We start from the raw sequence: 20,079 nt of genomic DNA, 5'->3' as shown, positions 1-20,079 counted from the left end.
TGAACGACCGTGTGGGCGGCCCTGTCCGGGGCCGCCCACACGTGTGTGCCGGAGCGGCCCCGGCTCACGGACGTGCGTCGGCGGGCAGCGCCGCGCGTACGGCCCGGTGGACGGCGCGGGCGAGCCGGGCGCCCCACTCGGAGCGCGGGCCCGCGAAGGCGTGCGCGCCGGCGCCCCCGCCCTCGCCCGGGGTCCGGGCGGCCACGCAGACCGCGTCGGTGGGGGTGCCGGAGCAGTCCAGGCCGACCTCGACGAGGGCCTGCACCTTGGCCTCGGTGGCCGTCATGACCGCGTTGACGAGGGCGGCGTCGCTCAGCGCGACGGGCAGCGCGGCGACGATGTTGATGGTTCCCGGGGGTGCCGCCCCGGTGGTGCCCTCCCCCGGCACGGCCGCCCAGCCGCGCACCGAGATGCCGGCCGTCGCGACAGCCTCGGCCCCGCCGTCCCGCGCGCGGCCGTGGGCGGACACGTCGGCGGCGGTCATCAGTCCCACACCGGGCCCGCAGACCCCGGCGGCACGGGCCAGGTCGCCGAGGTGCCGTCCGGGGTCGGTGCGCCGGTAGCCGTGGGCGACCTGGGCGTTGAGCACCCAGGCGCGCTCGGCGAGCCCGCCGCCGAGCACGGCGCTGCTGGCCATCCGCCAGCCCGGCCCCGCGCGCCACAGCAGGGCGTGCAGCCGTTCGCCGTCCTCCACCCGGGTCAGGTGTTCCAGGTCCAGTACGGCGGTGTCCCCGGTGCGGGGCGGAGGCAGGAGGGCGGGCACGGTCGGGGGCTCCCGGGGGCGATCGGCACAGGTCGGAGGTGGACCGGACGATCGTACTCACCGCCCGGGCCGCGACGGCCGGCCGCCCGGGCGGCCGCCGGGGCGCATTGCGGACCCGGGTCCGGGAACCTTCACTGAACACAACGTCGCACGAGGCGACGGATCGGAGGCCGCGATGCTGTCCCACACCCTGGAGCACGGGGTCCTGGTCATCACGGTGGACCAGGACCCGGGAATCGACGGGCGGGCCGCGCTGACCACGCAGATCACCAACCTGGTCGACGCCCATCGGCCGGCCCCGGTCGTCATCGTCCTGACCGAGCGGGCCGCCGGCCATGCCGCGGTCAGCGCCGTGCTCCGGGCGCACCAGTGGTGCGGGCGGCTCGACGTCCTGATGTCCGTCGTGACCCACAGCGCGCCGGTCCGGCGGCTGCTGGAGGACAACGCCGACTCCGCCGGTCCGCGCCTGGTGGTGCACGCCCGCGCCGACACCGCGATCAGCACCGCGTTCACCGCGGCGGTCTAACGCCGCACCGCGGTTCCGCGGCGGCCGGGCGTCCCCGCACCCGGCCGCAGGGGTCCGTGCTCCTACTGCTGTCCGAGCCAGAGGTCGGGGCCGAAGACCTCGTAGTGGACGGCCTCGGCGGGCACCCCGCGCCGCAGCAGGTCGCCCCGGACCGCGCGCATGAAGGGCACCGGCCCGCACAGGTAGGCCGTGAGGCCCTCGGGAAGGTCGAGGCCGGTGAGGTCGGCTCGGCCGGCGGACGCCTCCGGCGCCCGGTCGCCGGGCTCCTCGTACCACAGGTGGAGCCGGGCGTCGGGCAGCGCGCGCACCAGGTCGAGCTGCTCCTGCCGGTGGGCGTGGTCGTCGGGGGTGCGGTCGGCGTGCACGACGGTCACCGGGCGGGTGGCGCCCGAGGCGGCCAGGTGGTCGAGCATCGCCAGCACGGGGGTGACGCCGATGCCTGCGGAGGCCAGCAGCAGCGGGCCGTCGTGCTCGGCCAGTCCCAGGTCGCCGAAGGGCGCGGACACGGTCAGCAGGTCGCCCTTGCGGGCGTTCGCGTGCAGCCAGTTCGAGACCTCGCCGTCGGGCCGCCCGTCGCCATGGACGCGCTTGACGGTGATGCGCAGGTCGGCCCGGCCGGGGGCGGCGGAGAGGCTGTACTGGCGGATCTGCCGGGCGCCGTCGGGCAGTTCGACCTGGACGCTGAGGTACTGGCCCGGACGGAAGGGTGCCGGGGCGCTCCCGTCGGCCGGGCGCAGGACGAGGGAGACCGCGTCGGCGCTCTCCTCCACCCGGTCGGCTATCTCCATGGACCGCCAGACGTCCCCGGCCTCGACCCCTGTCTGCGCGTAGAGCCGCGCTTCGAGGGCGATGAGGGCGTTGGCCATGAGCCAGTACACCTCGTCCCAGGCACGGGCGACCTCGGGGGTGACGGCGTCGCCGAGCACCTCGACGATGGCGGCCATGATGTTCTCGTGCACGACCGTGTACTGCTCGGGGGTGATGCCGAGCGAGGCGTGCTTGTGCGAGATGCGGGAGAGCATCACGTCGGGGCGTTCGTCCGGGTTCTCCAGCAGTATGCCGGCGAACGCGGCGATGGAGCCGGCCAGGGCCCGCTGCTGCTCGCCGTTGGCCTGGTTCCCGCGGTTGAACAGGTTCCGCAGCAGGTCGGGGTGGGCGTCGAAGAGCCTGCGGTAGAACACGTCGGCGATGTCACCGATGGCCGCCCCGACGGCGGGGAGAGTGGCTCGGACCACGGGAACGGACTGTTCGGAGAGCACAGCGACTCCTTAATTGGTAGATGAGATTCGTGTTTTGGGTCACAGGTCGGCGGCCCCGCGGACCGCCGCCCGTCACCCCGGAGGGCGCTCCGTGAGGCCGATCAGGACCGGGCCGGTCGGCGAGGCCACCAGGTCGGTCACGGTCAGCGGGTCGAGTGCGGCGTAGAACGCCTCCTGGGCGTCGCGGAGCGCACCGCGCAGCCGGCAGGCCCCGCGCAGCGGGCAGGGGTTGTCGCCCTCGCAGTCGACCACCTCCGCGTCGCCCTCGAGTTCCCGCACCAGCCAGCCCACCGAGGCGCGCCGCCCGCGGTCGGTCAGCGTCAGGCCCCCGCCGCGACCGCGCCGCGCCTCCACCACACCGAGGTGCTGCAGGCGGGTGATGGCCTTCGCGGCGTGCGTGTACGGCACACCGACGACCTCGGCCACCTCTCGGGTGGCCATCGGTTCGTCACCGTCTCTCACGACCGCCAGGCGCATGACGGAACGCAGCGCCAGGTCGGTGAACTTCGTCAGCCGCACGCCTGAAAGCTACCAAATACGCATGCTAGATTCGCCTTTACCCGGGGTACGGACGCTGTGCGGTGGGTCACCGGGCGGACCGTCCCCGGGCGACCCGCCCACGCGGGCGGCGACACCGGCACGGTCGGGCACACGGAACGGGCGGCACCTGATGGCAGTGGAAGACGGCGGCTCCTCCGGCGCGGAGGCGCACTCCCCCCTCCCCCGGCTGCTGGCCGACACGGCGCAGCTCGTGTCCCTCGGCGACGACGCGCCGGCCGGCGCGCTGTGGAAGCTGGCGGAACCGGGCCGGCAGCTCGACGCCAACGTCGTCCGCCTTCCCGGCGGAGGCCGGGTGGACCCGCACACCGAGCCCGACCTCGACGTCCTGCTCCTCGTCCTCGACGGCGAGGCCCGCCTCGACTCGGCCGACGGAGGGCACCCCCTGCGCGCGGGGGTGCTGACCTGGCTGCCGCACGGCTCGACCCGGGCCGTCCTCGCCGGGCCGGACGGGGTGACGTACCTGACCGTGCACCGCCGCCGTCCCGGCATGCGCATCCAGCCGCCGGAGGCCGCCGACCGGCTAAGGAGGCCGCTCGGCGGCGACGGCGCCTGAGCGGCCGGGCGTTCACCGCGCCCGGGCGCGCAGCTCCGTGAGGGAGCGCGCGGTCAGCGGGCGGGGTTCCGCGTCGGGCTCGACGAGGACGACGGTGCAGGCGGCGGCGTGGGTGAGGGCGCTGGTGAAGCTGCCGTCGGCGAACTGGGCCAGCGGGCCGCGCGGGGAGCGGCCGACCGCGATCGTGCGGGCCCCCGCCTCGGCGGCGTGCCGGGCCAGGGCGCGGCCCGCGGCGGCGTGGTCGCCGACGCCGGTGAGGATCTGGCCGGTGGCGGCGACACCGAGGCCGCCGAGCCGGTCGAGGTGCGCGGTGACGGCGGCCTGCGCCTCCGCGTCGCTCTCGGTGTCGGCGGCCTGTTCCTCGACGACGGCGGTCTGCCGTACGTGGACCACCTCCAGTGGGCTGCCGGTGTCGCGGGCGAGCCGTGCCGCGGCGTCCACGACGGCGGCCGCACCGTGGTGGGCGCCGACGGCCACGACCACGGGCGGCGCGTCGGTCGTGGCCGGAGAGCCGACCGGGGTCAGCGTGGGCACCACGGGTTCGCCCTCGCCGGAGGCGGTCTCGGCCCTGGCCAGCAGCCGGTGGCCGCCGGCCAGGACGGGAACGGCGAGGAGGAAGGTGGCGGCACCGAGGTAGAAGGGCACGCTCAGGTCGGTGGCGTCGGCGAGCTTCCCGGCGACGTAGGGCGCCAGGCCGCCGCCGATGAAGCGCAGGAAGCCGTACGCGGAGGAGGCCACCGGGCGCTCGACCGGGGAGACGAGCATGACGGCCTGGGTGGTGAGGGTGTTGTTGATGCCGATGAAGGCACCGCTGACGACGACCGCGACGATCACGGTGGTGGGGTCGTCGACCCCGGCGGCTATGACGGCCATGACCACGGCGAGGCCGAGCAGGTTGGCGTAGAGGACGGGCGCGGTGCCGTAGCGGGCCTGGAGGCGGGGGGCGAAGAAGACGCTGAAGGCGGCGACCAGCAGGCCCCAGGCGGTGAAGACCAGGCCGAGTTCGTGGGCGTTCAGCTCCATCGGGTAGGGGGCGTAGCCGAGCATGGTGAAGAAGCCCCAGTTGTACAGCAGGGCCATGAATCCCATGGTCAGCAGTCCGCGGTGGCGCAGGGCCCTCAGCGGGGCCAGGGGCGAGGTGACCCGCTCGGGCCTCGGCAGGTCGGGGACGAAGGCGAGGGTGGCGATCAGCGCGACGGCCATCAGGGCGGCGACGCCGAAGAAGGGGCCGCGCCAGCTGATGCCGCCCAGTTCGCCGCCGAGCAGGGGCCCGACGGCGATGCCGAGGCCCAGCGCGGTCTCGTAGAGGATGATCGCGCCGCTGAAGCCGCCGCTGGCGGAGGCCACGATGACCGCGAGCGAGGTGGCGATGAACAGGGCGTTGCCCAGTCCCCAGCCGGCGCGGAAGCCGACGATGCCGTTGATGGAGTCGGTGGCGCCGGCCAGGGCGGCGAAGACGACGATGACGGCGAGACCGGAGACCAGGGTGCGCTTGGCGCCGATGCGGCTGGAGACCCAGCCGACGAAGAGCATGGCGACGGCGGTGACGATCAGGTAGCTGCTGAACAGCAGGGAGACCTGGCTGGGGGTGGCGTCGAGACTCTCGGCCAGCGCCGGCAGGATCGGGTCGACCAGGCCGATGCCCATGAACGAGATGACACAGGCGAAGGCGACCGCCCAGACGGCCCCCGGCTGCCGGAAGGGACTGGCGGCCTTTCCACGTGGTGCACTCATGCGCGGTCTTCCTCCGAGGCTTCCTGCGGGGTTTCCTGACGGTTGTGGATGACCCGGGCCAGGGCGAGGAGCGCGGTCGTGGTGGCCTGCCGCTCCGGCCCGGTCATGTCGTCCATGAGCAGCCGGAGTGCCGCGGCCCGCTCGGCGCGGCGCCGGGCCAGCACTTCGAGACCCGCGGGCGTCACCGCCACGAGCACACCGCGGCCGTCGCTCGCGTCGGCGGCCCGTTCGGCCAGGCCCGCCCGTTCCAGGCGGGTGACGAGCTGGGTCATGTTCGGCTGCGAGACACCCTCGGCCCTGGCCAGTTCGGTCAGGCGCCGGGGGCCCTCACGGTTCAGCCTGGCCAGCGTCGAGGAGGCGGCGGTGCTCAGGCCGCCGGACCGGGCGCTGTGCCGTACGTACCGGACCATGTCCTCCACGGCGAGGATCAGATCGTCCGGGCCCTGCGTCGGCATGTCCATAAGCGCATGATGCATTTAGATGTAACGTGAAACAAGACGCGTCGCGCCGGCCCCTCCCTATTGCGTCCCGCCGTCTCCGGGCACACCTTCGGAAACAGTGAGGGAGGAATCGGCATGGACGACTGGCGCGGTTTCGCCGAGCAGATGGCCTCATTGGCCCGTGACCTGCTGGCCCAGGAATCGGTGCACGACACCCTCGAACGGATCACCACCTCGGCCACGGAGCTGGTGACGGACTGCGACGCCGCGGGCATCCTGATCCTGCGCCGCGGTCACGTGCAGTCACTGGCCCCCACCGAGCAGGTCGTCGTCGACAGCGACGAACTGCAGGGACGCGTCGGGGAGGGCCCCTGCTTCGACGCCGCCCGCTCCTCCACGGGCGAGCGGCAGTTCCGGATCGCCGACTTCACCCGGGAGGCACAGCGCTGGCCCAAGTACGTCCCCGAGGCGCGCAAGCTGAACCTCGGCAGCATGATGGGCTTCCTGCTGTTCACGGAGGACGAGGACCTCGGCGCCCTCAACCTCTACTCCTACAAGCCGGGCGCCTTCACCGCGGCCGACGAGACGGCCGGCTGGCTGCTCGCCTCCCACGCGGCGGTCGCCTTCTCCAGCGCCCGTACGCACGCCCAGTTGCAGGAGGCCGTCGGCACCCGGCACACCATCGGGGAGGCCATGGGCATCCTCATGGGCAGGCACCGCCTCAGCGAGGACCAGGCCTTCGCGGCCCTGCGCCGGTACTCGCAGGACAACAACGTCAAACTGCGGGACGTGGCGGCGCGGGTCTGCGAACAGGGCGGCCTGCCCCGGCAGACGCAGTGAAGGAGTGCCGCGGCGGGGCGTTTGCTCCCCGCCCCACGGGTAACTCCGGCATTCCGGACACCGATTCCCGGGAGTCGCCATGTGGAAGCGCAAGGGCAGAAAGGGCCGCCGGACCGCCAAGCCGGTCCCCATGGAGCTGTGCGACCTGTGCGCCAGGGTCTTCCCCGAGGACGAGTCCGTGAGCGGCTACGTGCCGGACTCCTCCGCGGTGCACGCCACCAACGAGTGGTTCGACGGGCTCCGGCTCATCACCACGTGCTCGGACGAGCACTTCGACGAGATCAAGGCGGGGTACGCCGACCGGCCCTTCGTGGACGAGGAGCTGTGGGCGGCGAAGCTGACCCGGGCCCTGACCACCGGACCGCAGGCCCTGACCATGGACCAGCTCGGCTGCCGCACGGGCCTCCAGGAGCCCCAGATACGGGCCGCCATCGACTGGCACAACGAGCGCATGCGGGAAGCCCAGCAGCGCACCGATCCCTGAGCCGGGGCGGCGTCCGGACCCCGTCCGGGTGCACCGACGTTTGTCCGGGCGCCGGCCGGGTCACCCAGTTCCCCGTCGCGAGCCGTCGAAAGGACGTCCGAGGAGCCCCGAGGAGCCCCCGTGAACCGGTTGTGGCGGCCGTTCCACCGTGCGTGGGACTGGTTGGCCGCGTCCTCCCTGGTCCGGCGCGGCCGGGACCTGGAGCTGATGCACCGGGCCATGGGGTTCGCCACGCTCGCCCTGGTGACGCTGGCACCGTTGCTGATCGTGGTGGCCGCGGCCGATCCGCTGGGCCGCGGGGGCTTCGCCTCCTGGCTGGCCGACGGGATGGGGCTGTCCGGGAGGTCGGCCCGTGTGCTGACCGACATCATCAGCCCGCCGACCAAGGTGGTCGGCACCACCAGCGTGTGGGGCGGCATCCTGCTCGGCGTGTTCGGCGTGTCCTTCGCGGCGAGCGTCCAGAACGGATACGAGCGCATCTGGGAGCTGCCGGCCGGCCCTTGGCACCGCATCTGGCGCCAGATGACGTGGGTGATCCTGCTGACCGCCTACCTCTATCAGGAGGTGCAGACGCGCGCCGCCCTGCACGGCGGTGCGCGGATCGCCCTGTCGACCGTCAGCGGCATGCTCTTCTTCTGGTGGGGCCAGCACTTCCTCCTGGGCGGCCAGGTCCGCTGGCGCGACCTGCTGCCGGGCGCGGTCGCCACGATGGTGGGCCTGATCGGGCTGCGCGGCTTCTCCTACCTCTTCTTCACTCCGCTGATCCTCGACAACGCGTTCAGTTACGGCGCGGTCGGCATCGTGCTGGTGGTGGAGTCCTGGCTGATCGGGGTCGGGTTCGTCGTCTTCGGCGGCGCGATGGTCGGACACTGGTTCTGCGAACACCACTGGTGGGCGCGGAACATCGACCGCCGGCCGGACTGACCGAACCGGGAACCGCGGCGGCCGGGTCAGCAGCCGGCGCGCCGCCGCCGGCCGCCCGCGAGGGCCGCGGCGGCCGTCCCGGCCACGGCGGCGGCCAGGGCCAGCGGCCTGCGGTGGCGGGAGATCCAGAACTGGACGCTGCGCGGATGGGCCTCGTCGTCGAAGACGCCGTGCGCCCCGTAGTCGTCCGGGGCGGTGCCGTCCTCCGGCTCCCAGAGGTTGGCCGGCCGTGACGGGTCGACGGGCCGGTCGGTCTGCTGCCCGTCGTAGCCCGTGCGGGCCAGGTAGCGGTCCAGGAGCCCGGGGGCGAGTTTCTGGCCCAGCAGGGTGGCGACGGTGGAGCCGCCGACCCAGTACACGCGCCGCTCGGGGTGGTCGGCCGCGTACAGCACGGCCTCGGCGGCCACCTCGGGCTGGTAGACGGGGGCCACCGGGCGGGGATGGCGGGGCAGGCGGGTGAGGACCCAGCTGAACTGGGGCGTGTTGAGCCCGGGCATCTGGACCATGGTCACCCGCACCCCGCTGCGGTCGTGCAGCAGCTCGCAGCGCAGCGACTCGGTGAACCCCTGGATGGCGTGCTTGGCCCCGCAGTAGACGGCCTGGAGCGGAACGCTGCGCTCGGCCAGGGCCGAACCCACCTGGACGACGGTGCCGCGATCGCGCGGCGTCATGCGGCGCAGTGCGGCCTGGGTGCCGTGCACGAACCCGAAGTAGGTCACCTCGGTGGCCCGCCTCAGTTCCTCGGGCCGGATCTCGGCCACGGGTGCGAAGACGGTGGAGAACGCGGCGTTCACCCATACGTCGATGGGGCCGAGTTCCTCCTCGATCCGGCCGGCCGCCGCGTCCACGGCCTCCGCGTCGGCGACGTCCACGACCAGGGGCAGTGCCCGCCCGCCGGCCTCGCGGATCTCCTCGGCCGCCCGTTCCAGGGCGTACTCGCCCCGCGCGAGCAGGGCCACCGCGGCGCCCCGGGCGCCGAAGGCCCGGGCGGCGGCGCGGCCGACGCCGCCGGTCGCGCCGGTGACGACGACGACCTGTTCCCGGCGGTGCGCGCCGCTCACTTCCTGCCCCGGCCGGGAAGGTGCTCGGCGTACTCGGTGAGCTTCTGGCGTACGCCCTTGGTGGCGATCCCGGTGGCCTGCGGGTCGTGCAGCGCGGCCTTGACGGCCTTCTTGCCCTGCTCCTTCATGATGTGCGGCGGGATCGGCGCGATCTCCGCGTCCACCTTGAACTCCAGGACCACGGGCCGCCCGGCGGAGAGCGCCTCGTCCCAGGCGGCGCCGACCTTCTTGGGGTTGTCGCAGACGATGCCCTTGAGGCCCAGCAGTTCGGCGTAGGCGGCGTAGGGCACGTCGGGGATGTCCTGGGAGCCCGGGTACTTGGGGTCGCCGGCCATGGCCCGCTGTTCCCACGTGACCTGGTTGAGGTCCTGGTTGTTGAAGACGCAGAAGACGAACGGCGCGGGCCCGGACAGGCGGTCCAGGTACCGCTTGATGGTGATCATCTCGTTCATGCCGTTCATCTGGAACGCACCGTCCCCGACGAACGCGATCACCGGCCGGTCCGGGTAGGCGAACCGCGCCGCGATGGCGTACGGCGTGCCCGGACCCATCGTGGCCAGCGTGCCGGACAGCGAGGCGCGCATGCCGTCGCGGAGCTTGAGGTGGCGGGCCCACCAGTTGGTGCCCGAGCCGGAGTCGGCCGACAGGATGGCGCCGTCCGGCAGCCTGGACGAGAGTTCGGCGGCGACCGACTGGGGGTTGATCGTCTTGCCGAAGTGCTCACCGGCCCAGCGGTCGCACAGGTCGTTCCACTCCCGGACGTCCTTCTCGATCTTCTCCCGCCAGCCGCGGTCCTTCTTGCGTTCGAGCAGCGGGATCAACTGCTCCAGCGTCTCCTTGGAGTCGCCGACGAGGTGGGCGTCCATCGGGTAGCGGATGCCGATCATGCGACCGTCGATGTCGATCTCGACGCCCTTGGCCTGTCCCTCCTCCGGCAGCCACTCCGAGTAGGGGAAGCTGCTGCCGATCATGAGCAGGGTGTCGCAGCCCCGGATCATGTTGTCGCTGGCCTTGCTGCCGAGCAGGCCGATGGGCCCGGTGACGTACGGCAGGTCGTCGGGCAGGACCTCGCGGCCGAGCAGGGCCTTGGCGACGCCGGCGCCGAGCAGTTCGGCGACCTCGATCACCTCGGTCTCCGCCTTGGCCGCGCCCTGGCCGACCAGGATCGCGACCTTCTCGCCCGCGTTGAGGACGTCCGCGGCCCTGCGCAGCTCGCCGGGGTCGGGCAGCACGCGGGGCCGGCTCCAGCCGACGCTGGAGAAGACCGAGCCGTGCGTCCTGGGCGGGGAGGGCATGGCCTCCTCCTCCTGCACGTCGTTCGGGATGATGATCGTGGCGACGCCCCGGGTGGTCAGCGCGGTCTTGAAGGCACGGTCGATGACGTGCCGGGCCTGCCCCGGGTGGACGACCATCTGGCAGAACTCGGAGACGTCCGCGAAGAGCCGGTCGAGGGCGATCTCCTGCTGGTAGTTCGTGCCCAGCGACAGCCGCTTCTGCTGGCCCACGACCGCCACCACGGGCTGGTGGTCGAGCTTCGCGTCGTACAGGCCGTTGAGCAGGTGCACCGCGCCCGGCCCCGAGGTCGCGACGCAGCAGCCCACCTCGCCGGTGAACTTCGCGTGCGCGCAGGCCATGAACGCGGCCATCTCCTCGTGCCGCGCCTGGATGAACTCCGGGTCCCCGTCGGCCCGGTCGAAGGCCCCCAGCAGACCGTTGATGCCGTCGCCCGGATAGCCGTACACCCGCTGGACGCCCCACTCGGACAGACGCTGGAGGACGAAGTCGGAGACTTGGGTCATGGGGCTCTCCCGGACGTGTGCGGACGACGGTCGGCTTGTGGGGTTGCCCTGCGCGCCGCCCCTAAACCGGCCGTCCGTCCCCTTCGGCCCTCCTCGCCCGGGTTACGCCGGGGGGTCGTCCCACGCGTCCGGGTCGCGGCCGGTGCGCACCGGTGGCGGCGCCGTGCTCGCCCGGGTCACCAGCCGGGTCGGCACCAGGGTCGTGCCCCGCTCCTCACCCGCCTCGCGCATCTTGCGCAGCACCGCCTGCACGCACAGCCGTCCGACCTCGGCGAAGTCCTGGTGCACGGTGGTCAGCGGGGGCAGGAAGGAGCCGGCCTCGGGGATGTCGTCGAAGCCGATCACGCTGACGTCCTCGGGCACGCGCCGTCCGCGTTCGTGCAGGGCGCGCAGCAGGCCGAGGGCCATCTGGTCGTTGGCCGCGAAGACGGCGGTGCACTCCGGGCGGGCGGCGAGTTCGAGGCCGGCCCGGTGTCCGGACTCCGCCGACCAGTCGCCCCGTACCAGCGGCGGCGGGGTGCGGCCCGCCTCCGTGAGCGTGCGCCGCCAGGCGTCGGTGCGTCGCTGGGCGGCGAAGGAGTCCTCGGGACCCGCCAGGTGCCACACCGTGTCGTGCCCGAGGTCCAGCAGATGGCGTACGGCGGCCCGGGTGCCGCCGGCCTGGTCGGTGTCGACGACGGTGTAGTGGTCGCCGGCGTCGGAGTCGACCACGACGACCTGGACGTGGGGCGGCAGGGTGAGGGAGGCCGCGTCCAGGAGATGCACCTCCATGATGACGATGACGGCGTCGACGGCGAGTTCCTCCAGCCGCGAGAACGCGCCGCGCACCTCGTCCTGGGTGGGCACGGCGACCGGCAGCAGCGTCACCGCGTACCCCTCGCCGGCCGCGGAGGTGGCGATGGCCTCCAGGGTGCGGACGTTGCCCGTGGTGGCCAGCGAGAAGGTGATGACGCCGATGGTGCGGAACTCGCCCCGCTTGAGGGCCCGGGCCGCGCTGTTGGGCCGGTAGCCGAGTTCCTTCATGGCCGCCAGCACCTGCCGCCGGGTCTCCTCGGTCACGCCCGCGTAGCCGTTCGAGACCCGGGAGACGGTCTGGGAGGAGACCCCCGCCAGCCGGGCGACGTCCGCCATGGACGCCGTGGGCACCCGGCCGCGCCGGGGGCGCGCCGGTGCGCCGGTCGGGGCTTCCTCAGCCGTGCTCACTCTCCGTCAGCCGCCTCTCTGTCGCTGCCGGGTCCTGACGCGGAAGGACCCTTGACCGTCGTCATCGGGGCAGTGTAGACATGCCGCCATCAGATGTTTACGTAAACATAACAGCTCGGCACCCTCTCGCGGTGCGCGATGTTTGCGTAAACATCGCGCAGGGGTTCCAGAACGTGGACGAGCGAGGAACGACATGACGACGCTGCAACCGCCGGCCGCCGCCGAGCCGCGGCCGGCCCCACCCCCGGTGCGGCGGGACCGCCGTTCCTGGACCGGGTGGGGCTTCCTCGGCCCCTTCGTGGCCGTGTTCGCCCTGGTGTTCCTCGCTCCGATCGCCTACTCGGTCTACCTGAGCCTCTTCCGCGACCAGCTCATCGGCGGGACGACCTTCGTCGGCCTCGACAACTACGCCGAGGCGCTGCGGGACGACCAGTTCTGGGCCTCGCTCGGCCGGGTCTCGCTCTTCCTCGCCGTCCAGGTGCCGATCATGCTCGGCATCGCGCTCCTGGTCGCCCTGGCCCTCGACAGCGGACGCCTGTACGGCCGGGACTTCTTCCGCATCTCCATCTTCCTGCCGTACGCCGTCCCCGCCGTGGTGGCGACCCTCATGTGGGGCTTCATGTACGGCACCCGGTTCGGCCTGGTCGGTGACATCAACAGCGCGCTGGGCGTCTCGCTGCCCGACCCGCTCTCCCCCGGCCTGGTGCTGGCCTCCATCGGCAACATCGTCACCTGGGAGTTCGTCGGCTACAACATGCTGATCTTCTACTCGGCGCTGCGCGTCGTCCCGCACTCCCTGTACGAGGCGGCCGAGATCGACGGCGCCGGCCAGATCCGGGTGATCACCGCCATCAAGCTCCCGGCCATCCGCGGGGCCCTGGTGATCGCCACGATCTTCTCGATCATCGGCAGCTTCCAGCTCTTCAACGAGCCCAGCATCCTGCAGCCCCTGGCGCGCAACGCGATCACCACGGACTACACGCCGAACTACTACACGTACGCGCTGTCCTTCAACGGCCAGCAGCACAACTACTCCGCGACGGTCGCCATCGTCATGGGGCTGATCACCATGGTCATCGCCTACGTCGTGCAGCTGCGCGGCATGCGCAAGGGAGTGTGATGCGGCGATGACCAGTCCCGTCGCCACCGTCCCCGGCCGTTCCACGGCCGAGCCGTCCGGCCCGTCGGGCCCCGTGCCCCGGCTGCGCGCCTCCCGGCGCCGGCACTCCGCCGACCGGCCCCGGCGCAGTGTGCTGCTGACCGTGCTCACCTCGCTCGTGCTGCTGTACAGCCTGGTGCCGCTCGTCTGGCTGGCCGTCAGCGCCACCAAGACCCAGGAGGGGCTGTCCCGTTCCGCCGGTCTCTGGTTCGACGGCGACTTCGCCCTGTGGGACAACATCGCCGAGACGTTCACCTACGACGACGGCGTCTTCACCCGCTGGCTGCTCAACACCCTGCTGTACGTGGGGCTCGGCGCGGGCGGTGCCACCCTCCTCGCCGTGCTCGGCGGCTACGCGCTCGCCAAGTTCGACTTCCCCGGCCGCCGGGCCGTCTTCGCCGTCGTCATCGGCGCGGTGGCCGTGCCGGGTACGGCGCTGGCGGTGCCGACCTTCCTGATGTTCAGCAAGATGGGGCTCACCAACACGCCCTGGGCGGTGATCGTCCCGTCCCTGATCTCGCCGTTCGGCCTCTACCTGATGTGGGTGTTCGCCACCGAGGCCATCCCCACCGAGCTGATTGAGGCCGCGCGCATCGACGGGGCGGGCGAGGCGCGCACCTTCTTCACGGTCGCCCTGCCGCTGCTGGCGCCCGGCATCGTCACCGTCCTGCTGTTCACCATGGTCGCGACCTGGAACAACTACTTCCTGCCGCTGGTCATGCTCAAGGACCCCGACTGGTATCCGCTGACCCTGGGGCTCAACAGCTGGAACCAGCAGGCCGCGACCGCGGGCGGCGAGGCCGTCTTCAACCTCGTCGTCACCGGGTCGCTCCTCACCATCCTGCCGCTGATCGTCGCCTTCCTGCTGCTCCAGAAGTACTGGCAGTCCGGTCTCGCCGCCGGAAGCGTCAAGGAGTAGCCCCTCCCCCGCTCCCGCCCCTCACCGACAGTCCCTCCCCTCCCACCCTCAACCGGTGCCGGTTCCGGCCACGAAGAAGTGGAAGCACGCCCATGCCCACACACCTGACCAAGCACGCGCGCCGCCTGCTGCGCGGCACCGCCCTCGTCTGCGCCCTCGCCCTCGGCGCGACCGCCTGCGGCGGCTCCGACGACTCGGGCTCCAGCGGCAAGGCCGTCTCCGAGGCGGACATACAGGCGGCCCTCGACAAGGGCGGCACCCTCACGGTCTGGGCGTGGGAGCCCACGCTCAAGCAGGTGGCCGCCGACTTCGAGAAGGCCCATCCGAACGTCAAGGTCGACCTCGTCAACGCCGGTACCAACAAGGACGAGTACACGGCGCTGCAGAACGCCATCTCGGCGAAGAAGGGCGTCCCGGACGTCGCCCAGATCGAGTACTACGCCATGGGCCAGTACGCCCTGACCAAGCAGCTCACCGACCTCAGGTCCTTCGGCGCCGACAAACTCTCCGCCAAGTTCTCCCCGGGTCCGTGGAACGGGGTGAAGGCCGGTTCGGACGGCATCTACGCGCTGCCGATGGACTCGGGCCCGATGGCGCTGTTCTACAACAAGAAGGTCTTCGACAAGTACGGCATCGAGGTGCCCACCACGTGGGCGGAGTACCTGGAGGCCGCCCGCGCCCTGCACAAGGCCGACCCCAAGGCGTACATCACCGCCGACAACGGCGACGCCGGGTTCGCCACCAGCATGCTCTGGCAGGCCGGTTCGCGTCCCTACACGGTGAACGGCACCAAGGTGAAGATCGACTTCTCGGACGAGGGCGCCAGGACCTTCACCGGGACCTGGCAGCGGCTCATCGACGAGAAGCTGCTCGCCGCCGTCCCCTCCTGGACCGACGAGTGGTACAAGGGCCTCGCCGACGGCACCATCGCGACGCTGGCGACCGGCGCCTGGATGCCCGCCAACCTGGAGTCCGGCGCGAAGGCCGCCTCCGGCGACTGGCGGGTGGCCCCGATGCCGCAGTGGACCGCCGGCGGCAAGGTCAGCGCGGAGAACGGCGGCAGCGCGCTCGCACTGCCGGAGCTGGGCGGGAACGAGGCGCTCGCGTACGCCTTCGTGGAGTACGCGAACGCCGGGGACGGCGTGCAGACCCGCCTGAAGAACGGCGCGTTCCCGGCGACCACCGCGGACCTGCAGTCCACGAAGTTCCAGGACACCGCGTTCCCGTACTTCGGGGGACAGAAGGCCAACAAGATCTTCGCCGAGTCGGCCGCGAACGTCCCCGGCGACTGGGCGTACCTCCCCTACCAGGTGTACGCGAACTCCGTCTTCAACGACACCGTCGGCAAGGCCTACGTCTCCGGCACCACGCTGGCCGAGGGCCTCAAGTCCTGGCAGGCGGCCTCGGTCAAGTACGGCGAGGAGCAGGGCTTCACCGTCGAGAAGTAGCGCACGCCCCCACACCGGAAGGACCGGCATGATCTCCACCCTGCACTCCCGCGCGCACCGCGGCGCGGACGGTGCCCCCGCCCCCCGTCTCGCCTTCGGCGCCGACTACAACCCCGAGCAGTGGCCCCGGGAGGTGTGGCAGGAGGACGTACGGCTGATGCGCGAGGCCGGCGTCAACATCGTCTCGCTCGGCATCTTCTCCTGGGCCCGCATCCAGCCGGGCCCCGACATCTGGGACTTCGCCTGGCTCGACGAGGTCATGGATCTGCTGCACGACAACGGCGTCGGCGTCGACCTGGCGACCGCCACGGCCTCCCCGCCGCCCTGGCTGACCACGGCCCACCCCGAGATCCTCCCGGTCACCGAACGGGGCGAGACGCTGTGGCCGGGGGCCCGCCAGCACTGGCGCCCGACCTCGCCCGTCTTCCGCGAGCACGCCCTGCGCCTGGTGCGGAAGCTGGCGACCCGTTACGCCGGCCATCCGGCCCTGGTCGCCTGGCACGTCAACAACGAGCTGGGCTGCCACAACGTCTACGACTACTCCGACGACGCGGCCCGTGCCTTCCGCGACTGGCTGCGCGCGCGGTACGGCACGACGGACGCCCTCAACCACGCCTGGGGCACGGCGTTCTGGTCGCAGCGCTACGGCGACTGGGCGGAGATCCTGCCGCCCCGGCTGGCCGCCTCGCACCCGAACCCGACCCAGCAACTGGACTTCAAACGCTTCTCCTCGGACGCGCTCAAGGACCACCTGCGCGCGGAGCGGGACCTGCTGCGGGAGCTGACCCCGGACGTTCCGGTCACCACCAACTTCATGGTGATGCCGGGAACCAAGGGCATGAACTACGCGGACTGGGCGGAGGAGGTGGACTTCGTCGCCAACGACCACTACGTCGTGCCGCACCCGCAGGCCCGTGACGAGCTGTCGTTCTCGGCGAACCTCACCAGCGGCATCGCGGGCGGGCGGCCCTGGTTCCTGATGGAGCACTCCACCAGCGCGGTGAACTGGCAGCCCGTCAACCTGGCCAAGCGGCCGGGCGACATGGCCCGGGACTCGCTGACGCACGTGGCGCACGGCGCGGACGCGGTCTGCTTCTTCCAGTGGCGCCAGTCGGCGGCCGGCGCCGAGAAGTACCACTCGGCGATGGTCCCGCACGCGGGTGCGGACAGCGACCTGTTCCGTTCGGTCACCGCGCTCGGCGACACGCTGAAGACGCTCGCGCCGGTCGCCGGGAGCGAGCGGGAGCCCGCCGAGGTCGGCATCCTCTTCGACTGGGAGTCGCGGTGGGCGAGCGAGCAGGACTCGCACCCCACCTCGCTGCTCGACTACCACCAGGAGGCGCTCGACTGGTACTCGGCGCTGCTCTCCCTCGGAGTGCGCGCCGACGTCGTCACGACCGGTTCCGACCTGAGCCGCCACCGGGTGCTGATCGCGCCGGTGCTGCACCTGGTGCCGGCCCCGCTGGCCAAGGACCTCACCCGCTGGGCCGAGCAGGGCGGGCACCTGGTCACCACGTACTTCTCCGGCATCGTGGACGAGAACGACCACGTGTGGCTCGGCGGCTACCCGGGCGCGCTGCGGGACCTGCTGGGCATCCGCGTCGAGGAGTTCGGCCCACTGCCCGCCGGGCAGAGCGTCGAGCTGGACGACGGCAGCACCGGCGGCCTGTGGACCGACCACGTCACGGTCACCGACCCCGGGACCGAGGTCCTGGTCCGCTACCGCACCGGCGCGCAGGCGGGCCGCCCCGCGGTCACCCGGCGCGGCACGGGCAGCGGTTCGGCCGCCTACGTCTCCACCCGCCTCGGCGCCGACGGCCTCGCCGCGCTGCTGCCGAGGCTCCTGGAGCCGGCCGGGGTGACGAGCGAGCTGCCCGCCGAGGCGCGGGGCCGCGTCGAGGCCACCGTGCGCCGCGGCCCCGGCGGACGGTTCCTGTTCCTGGTCAACCGCACCGACGAGACGGTGACCGTCCCCGGGCTCGCCGGGGAGGTCCTGGTGGGCACCGCCGGCGACGAGGGGGGCGTCGTCCTGGCGGCCCGGGAGGTCGCCGTCCTGCGCACGCCCACCGGCTGATCCCGCCCCCCACCCCCGACACCCCCCGGAGCGGCACGCGGCCGCTCCGGGGCCGTCCCCTCCTGCCCCGGGCGGGCGGAGGGGGCCACCGCAGCGACCACACCTTTCCGTTGGGAGCACACGATGGCACGCCGTACCCGCAGCAGACGCCTCCTCGGGGCCGCTGTTCTCACCTCCCTGGCCACCGGGGCCGCCCTGCTCGGCGCCCCCGTCCAGGCCGCACCCGCCGCGGCCGCCGCCTCCGTCACGGTGCGGCCGGACCCGTCGTACCAGCAGGAGGAGTTCGAGGGCTGGGGCACCAGCCTGGTCTGGTTCGCCAACGCCACCGGCGACTACCCGCCCGAGATCCGCGAGAAGCTGGCCCGGCTGCTCTTCGACGACGACGGGCTGGGCCTGAACATCGCCCGGTACAACATCGGCGGCGGCAACGCGCCCGACGTCGCGGACTACCTGCGGGCCGGTGGCGCGGTCGAGGGCTGGTGGAACGCGCCCGCGGGCACGACCCGCGAGGACACCGACTGGTGGAGCGCCGACGACCCGGCCGACTGGAACGAGAACGCCGACGCCACGCAGCGCTGGTGGATCCAGCGCATCAAGGACGACATCGACCACTGGGAGACGTTCAGCAACTCCCCGCCCTGGTTCATGACCGTCAGCGGATACGTCTCCGGCGGCTTCGACTCCTCGGCCGACCAGCTCCGGCCCGAGTCGGTGGACGACTTCGCCGCGTATCTCGCGGGCGCGACCCGGCGGCTGGAGAAGGCCGAGGGCATCCGGGTCGACACCGTGGACCCCTTCAACGAGCCCAACACCCCGTACTGGAGCACCGTGCTCGGCGCGGACGGCGAGCCCGTCGGCGGCCGGCAGGAAGGGGCCCACATGGGTCCCGAGCTGCAGCGCGAGGTGCTGCGAGCCCTCGCCCCGGCTCTTCGGAAGGCGAAGGTCGAGGCGGACGTCTCGGCGATGGACGAGACCAACCCGGGAACCTTCGCGACGAACTGGAGCGCCTACTCCGCGGCCGACCGCGCCCTCGTCGGCCAGATGAACGTCCACACCTACGGCACCGGGCAGCGCACCACCGTGCGGGACCTCGCCAAGGCCGCGGACAAGCCGCTGTGGATGAGCGAGGTGGGCGGTGACTGGGGCGACGGCCAGGACTTCGAGGACATGCGGCCGGGGCTCGGCCTCGCCCAGCAGATCGTCGACGACCTGCGCGAACTGGAGCCGCGTGCCTGGGTGTTCTGGCAGCCCGTCGAGGACTACGACAACATGAAGCCGGGCGGCGAGTCCGCGAAGGGCGGCAACTGGGGCAGCATCCAGCTCCCGTTCGACTGCACCGCCGGGGACACGCTGGAGACCTGCCCGATCCGCACCAACACCAAGTTCGACACCGCCCGCAACTTCACCCACTTCATCAAGCCCGGCGACCGGCTGATCAAGACGGACGACACCTCCAGCGCCGCCGCCGTCACCCGCGACGGCAAGGGCGCCTCCCTCGTCCACGTCAACCGCACCACCGAGGCCCGTACCGTCACCGTCGACCTGTCCAAGTTCCGCGACGTGAGCCGCCGGGCCACCGTCACCCCGGTCGTCACCAGTGCCGACGGCAAGCTGGAGCGGCGGGCCCCGGTCCGGGTGAGCGACCGCACGGCCACCTTCACCGTGCCCGCCCAGTCCGTCACCTCCTTCGCGATCGAGGGCGTCTCGGGCGTCGCGAAGGACGCCGCCACGCTGCGCAAGGGCCACACCTACACGCTGACCGGCGTGCAGAGCGGCAAGGCCGTCACCGTGGCCGGGGACGGCACCGGCCTGGTGCTCGGCGGGGCCGGCACGGGCGCCGGGCAGTGGCGGCTGAGCGCGGTGCGCCACGACGGCGGGACCCGCGACCGGTACGTCTTCACCCGGCCCGGGGACGGCACACGTCTGGCCGTGCGGGACGACGTCCCGGTGGCCGAGCCCGACAGGGGCGGGCGCGACGCGGCCGCCGAGTGGCTGGCGTCGACCACCGGCGACGGCACCTGGACCCTGGTCAACGCGGCCACCGGGCGCCTGCTCGAGGTCGGCGGCCAGGCGACCCACGAGGGCGCGGCCGTCACGACCTGGCCGCCCAACTCCGGCGCCAACCAGCGCTGGACGCTGACGGACGTGTCCGCCGGCTGAGGTCCCCGACGGCGGTCCCGTCCGCGCCGCCACCCGTGCCGCGGACGGGACCGCCGCCCATCCCCCCCGACCACGAGGAGTCTCAATGACGGAGTCAAGCCGCTCGCGCGACCGGCAGCTCGGGGGTGAAGACCCGATTGTCGCGCAGGAGAGCCCACAGGACGCTGGCCCG

The 20,079-nt window shown here is 72.6% G+C and carries 18 protein-coding genes; 10 read left to right on the top strand and 8 right to left on the bottom strand.

What is annotated here, in order from left to right; translation table 11 throughout:
• Positions 1–64: 64 nt before the first annotated feature.
• Complete coding sequence (locus IG88_RS0128430) at positions 65–763, bottom strand: adenosylcobinamide amidohydrolase (protein ID WP_031047201.1); 699 nt, start codon at positions 761–763, stop codon at positions 65–67.
• 175 nt (positions 764–938) lie between these two features.
• Here IG88_RS0128430 and IG88_RS0128425 point away from each other — a divergent pair, with 175 nt between their 5' ends.
• The gene (locus IG88_RS0128425) at positions 939–1,289 is read left to right on the top strand and encodes a hypothetical protein (protein WP_031047200.1); all 351 of its coding nucleotides are present in this window, start codon (positions 939–941) and stop codon (positions 1,287–1,289) included.
• A gap of 62 nt (positions 1,290–1,351) precedes the next feature.
• Here IG88_RS0128425 and IG88_RS0128420 read toward each other — a convergent pair whose 3' ends face one another.
• Together IG88_RS0128420 and nsrR are read right to left on the bottom strand one after the other, a co-directional pair.
• Positions 1,352–2,548, bottom strand: a complete 1,197-nt coding sequence (locus tag IG88_RS0128420) for a globin domain-containing protein (RefSeq protein ID WP_031047198.1) — start codon at positions 2,546–2,548, stop codon at positions 1,352–1,354.
• A gap of 72 nt (positions 2,549–2,620) precedes the next feature.
• The gene (gene nsrR, locus IG88_RS0128415; protein WP_031047196.1) at positions 2,621–3,067 is read right to left on the bottom strand and encodes a nitric oxide-sensing transcriptional repressor NsrR; all 447 of its coding nucleotides are present in this window, start codon (positions 3,065–3,067) and stop codon (positions 2,621–2,623) included.
• 151 nt (positions 3,068–3,218) lie between these two features.
• Here nsrR and IG88_RS0128410 point away from each other — a divergent pair, with 151 nt between their 5' ends.
• A complete protein-coding gene (locus IG88_RS0128410) occupies positions 3,219–3,662 on the top strand; it encodes a hypothetical protein (RefSeq protein WP_031047193.1) in 444 nt (147 codons plus the stop codon).
• A gap of 12 nt (positions 3,663–3,674) precedes the next feature.
• Here IG88_RS0128410 and IG88_RS0128405 read toward each other — a convergent pair whose 3' ends face one another.
• Positions 3,675–5,396 (bottom strand): MFS transporter, encoded by a 1,722-nt coding sequence (locus IG88_RS0128405; RefSeq protein WP_031047190.1) that lies wholly within the window; start codon positions 5,394–5,396, stop codon positions 3,675–3,677.
• The gene (locus IG88_RS0128400; protein ID WP_234332338.1) at positions 5,393–5,857 is read right to left on the bottom strand and encodes a MarR family winged helix-turn-helix transcriptional regulator; all 465 of its coding nucleotides are present in this window, start codon (positions 5,855–5,857) and stop codon (positions 5,393–5,395) included. Before IG88_RS0128400 ends, IG88_RS0128405 begins: the two co-directional genes overlap by 4 nt.
• A 114-nt stretch (positions 5,858–5,971) precedes the next feature.
• On the opposite strand from IG88_RS0128400, the gene IG88_RS0128395 reads away from it, so the two are divergent.
• From IG88_RS0128395 to IG88_RS0128385, 3 genes are all read left to right on the top strand, one after another.
• A complete protein-coding gene (locus IG88_RS0128395) occupies positions 5,972–6,676 on the top strand; it encodes a GAF and ANTAR domain-containing protein (protein ID WP_031047184.1) in 705 nt (234 codons plus the stop codon).
• Positions 6,677–6,755: 79 nt separating this feature from the next.
• A complete protein-coding gene (locus IG88_RS0128390; RefSeq protein ID WP_031047169.1) occupies positions 6,756–7,160 on the top strand; it encodes a hypothetical protein in 405 nt (134 codons plus the stop codon).
• Between the two features lie 120 nt (positions 7,161–7,280).
• Positions 7,281–8,084, top strand: coding sequence for a hypothetical protein (locus IG88_RS0128385; protein ID WP_031047167.1), 804 nt, complete (start codon positions 7,281–7,283; stop codon positions 8,082–8,084).
• A gap of 26 nt (positions 8,085–8,110) precedes the next feature.
• Here the strand turns inward: IG88_RS0128385 and IG88_RS0128380 are convergent, their stop codons facing one another.
• The 3 genes from IG88_RS0128380 to IG88_RS0128370 form a co-directional block, all read right to left on the bottom strand.
• Complete coding sequence (locus IG88_RS0128380; protein WP_031047165.1) at positions 8,111–9,145, bottom strand: SDR family oxidoreductase; 1,035 nt, start codon at positions 9,143–9,145, stop codon at positions 8,111–8,113.
• On the bottom strand, positions 9,142–10,944 hold the full coding sequence (locus IG88_RS0128375; protein ID WP_031047163.1) for a thiamine pyrophosphate-requiring protein: 1,803 nt from the start codon (positions 10,942–10,944) through the stop codon (positions 9,142–9,144). Before IG88_RS0128375 ends, IG88_RS0128380 begins: the two co-directional genes overlap by 4 nt.
• 102 nt (positions 10,945–11,046) lie before the next feature.
• Positions 11,047–12,147 carry a LacI family DNA-binding transcriptional regulator gene (locus IG88_RS0128370; RefSeq protein WP_063760652.1) on the bottom strand — a complete coding sequence of 367 codons (1,101 nt, stop codon included), beginning with the start codon at positions 12,145–12,147 and terminating at the stop codon, positions 11,047–11,049.
• Positions 12,148–12,340: 193 nt separating this feature from the next.
• On the opposite strand from IG88_RS0128370, the gene IG88_RS0128365 reads away from it, so the two are divergent.
• From IG88_RS0128365 to IG88_RS0128345, 5 genes are all read left to right on the top strand, one after another.
• Complete coding sequence (locus IG88_RS0128365; RefSeq protein ID WP_031047156.1) at positions 12,341–13,267, top strand: carbohydrate ABC transporter permease; 927 nt, start codon at positions 12,341–12,343, stop codon at positions 13,265–13,267.
• A 7-nt stretch (positions 13,268–13,274) separates the two neighbouring features.
• A complete protein-coding gene (locus IG88_RS0128360; RefSeq protein ID WP_031047153.1) occupies positions 13,275–14,225 on the top strand; it encodes a carbohydrate ABC transporter permease in 951 nt (316 codons plus the stop codon).
• A 92-nt stretch (positions 14,226–14,317) separates the two neighbouring features.
• Positions 14,318–15,673 (top strand): ABC transporter substrate-binding protein, encoded by a 1,356-nt coding sequence (locus IG88_RS0128355; protein ID WP_037836893.1) that lies wholly within the window; start codon positions 14,318–14,320, stop codon positions 15,671–15,673.
• Between the two features lie 28 nt (positions 15,674–15,701).
• Complete coding sequence (locus IG88_RS0128350; RefSeq protein ID WP_031047149.1) at positions 15,702–17,747, top strand: beta-galactosidase; 2,046 nt, start codon at positions 15,702–15,704, stop codon at positions 17,745–17,747.
• A 123-nt stretch (positions 17,748–17,870) separates the two neighbouring features.
• Complete coding sequence (locus tag IG88_RS0128345; protein ID WP_031047146.1) at positions 17,871–19,907, top strand: glycoside hydrolase; 2,037 nt, start codon at positions 17,871–17,873, stop codon at positions 19,905–19,907.
• The last annotated feature ends 172 nt before the right edge of the window (positions 19,908–20,079 follow it).

It is taken from the genome of Streptomyces sp. NRRL F-5650 (assembly GCF_000721365.1).
Lineage (GTDB): Bacteria > Actinomycetota > Actinomycetes > Streptomycetales > Streptomycetaceae > Streptomyces > Streptomyces ardesiacus.
The sequence above is the reverse complement of the archived record's forward strand: the minus strand, read 5'-3'. Positions and strand labels throughout refer to the sequence as shown.

Excerpts from the sequence above, each read along its gene's own strand:
- IG88_RS0128425 (WP_031047200.1), top strand. The coding sequence starts at position 939 with ATGCTGTCCCACACCCTGGAGCACGGGGTCCTGGTCATCACGGTGGAC.
- IG88_RS0128410 (WP_031047193.1), top strand. The coding sequence starts at position 3,219 with ATGGCAGTGGAAGACGGCGGCTCCTCCGGCGCGGAGGCGCACTCCCCC.
- IG88_RS0128405 (WP_031047190.1), bottom strand. The coding sequence starts at position 5,396 with ATGAGTGCACCACGTGGAAAGGCCGCCAGTCCCTTCCGGCAGCCGGGG.
- IG88_RS0128400 (WP_234332338.1), bottom strand. The coding sequence starts at position 5,857 with ATGGACATGCCGACGCAGGGCCCGGACGATCTGATCCTCGCCGTGGAG.
- IG88_RS0128395 (WP_031047184.1), top strand. The coding sequence starts at position 5,972 with ATGGACGACTGGCGCGGTTTCGCCGAGCAGATGGCCTCATTGGCCCGT.
- IG88_RS0128390 (WP_031047169.1), top strand. The coding sequence starts at position 6,756 with ATGTGGAAGCGCAAGGGCAGAAAGGGCCGCCGGACCGCCAAGCCGGTC.
- IG88_RS0128375 (WP_031047163.1), bottom strand. The coding sequence starts at position 10,944 with ATGACCCAAGTCTCCGACTTCGTCCTCCAGCGTCTGTCCGAGTGGGGC.
- IG88_RS0128365 (WP_031047156.1), top strand. The coding sequence starts at position 12,341 with ATGACGACGCTGCAACCGCCGGCCGCCGCCGAGCCGCGGCCGGCCCCA.
- IG88_RS0128360 (WP_031047153.1), top strand. The coding sequence starts at position 13,275 with ATGACCAGTCCCGTCGCCACCGTCCCCGGCCGTTCCACGGCCGAGCCG.
- IG88_RS0128355 (WP_037836893.1), top strand. The coding sequence starts at position 14,318 with ATGCCCACACACCTGACCAAGCACGCGCGCCGCCTGCTGCGCGGCACC.
- IG88_RS0128350 (WP_031047149.1), top strand. The coding sequence starts at position 15,702 with ATGATCTCCACCCTGCACTCCCGCGCGCACCGCGGCGCGGACGGTGCC.
- IG88_RS0128345 (WP_031047146.1), top strand. The coding sequence starts at position 17,871 with ATGGCACGCCGTACCCGCAGCAGACGCCTCCTCGGGGCCGCTGTTCTC.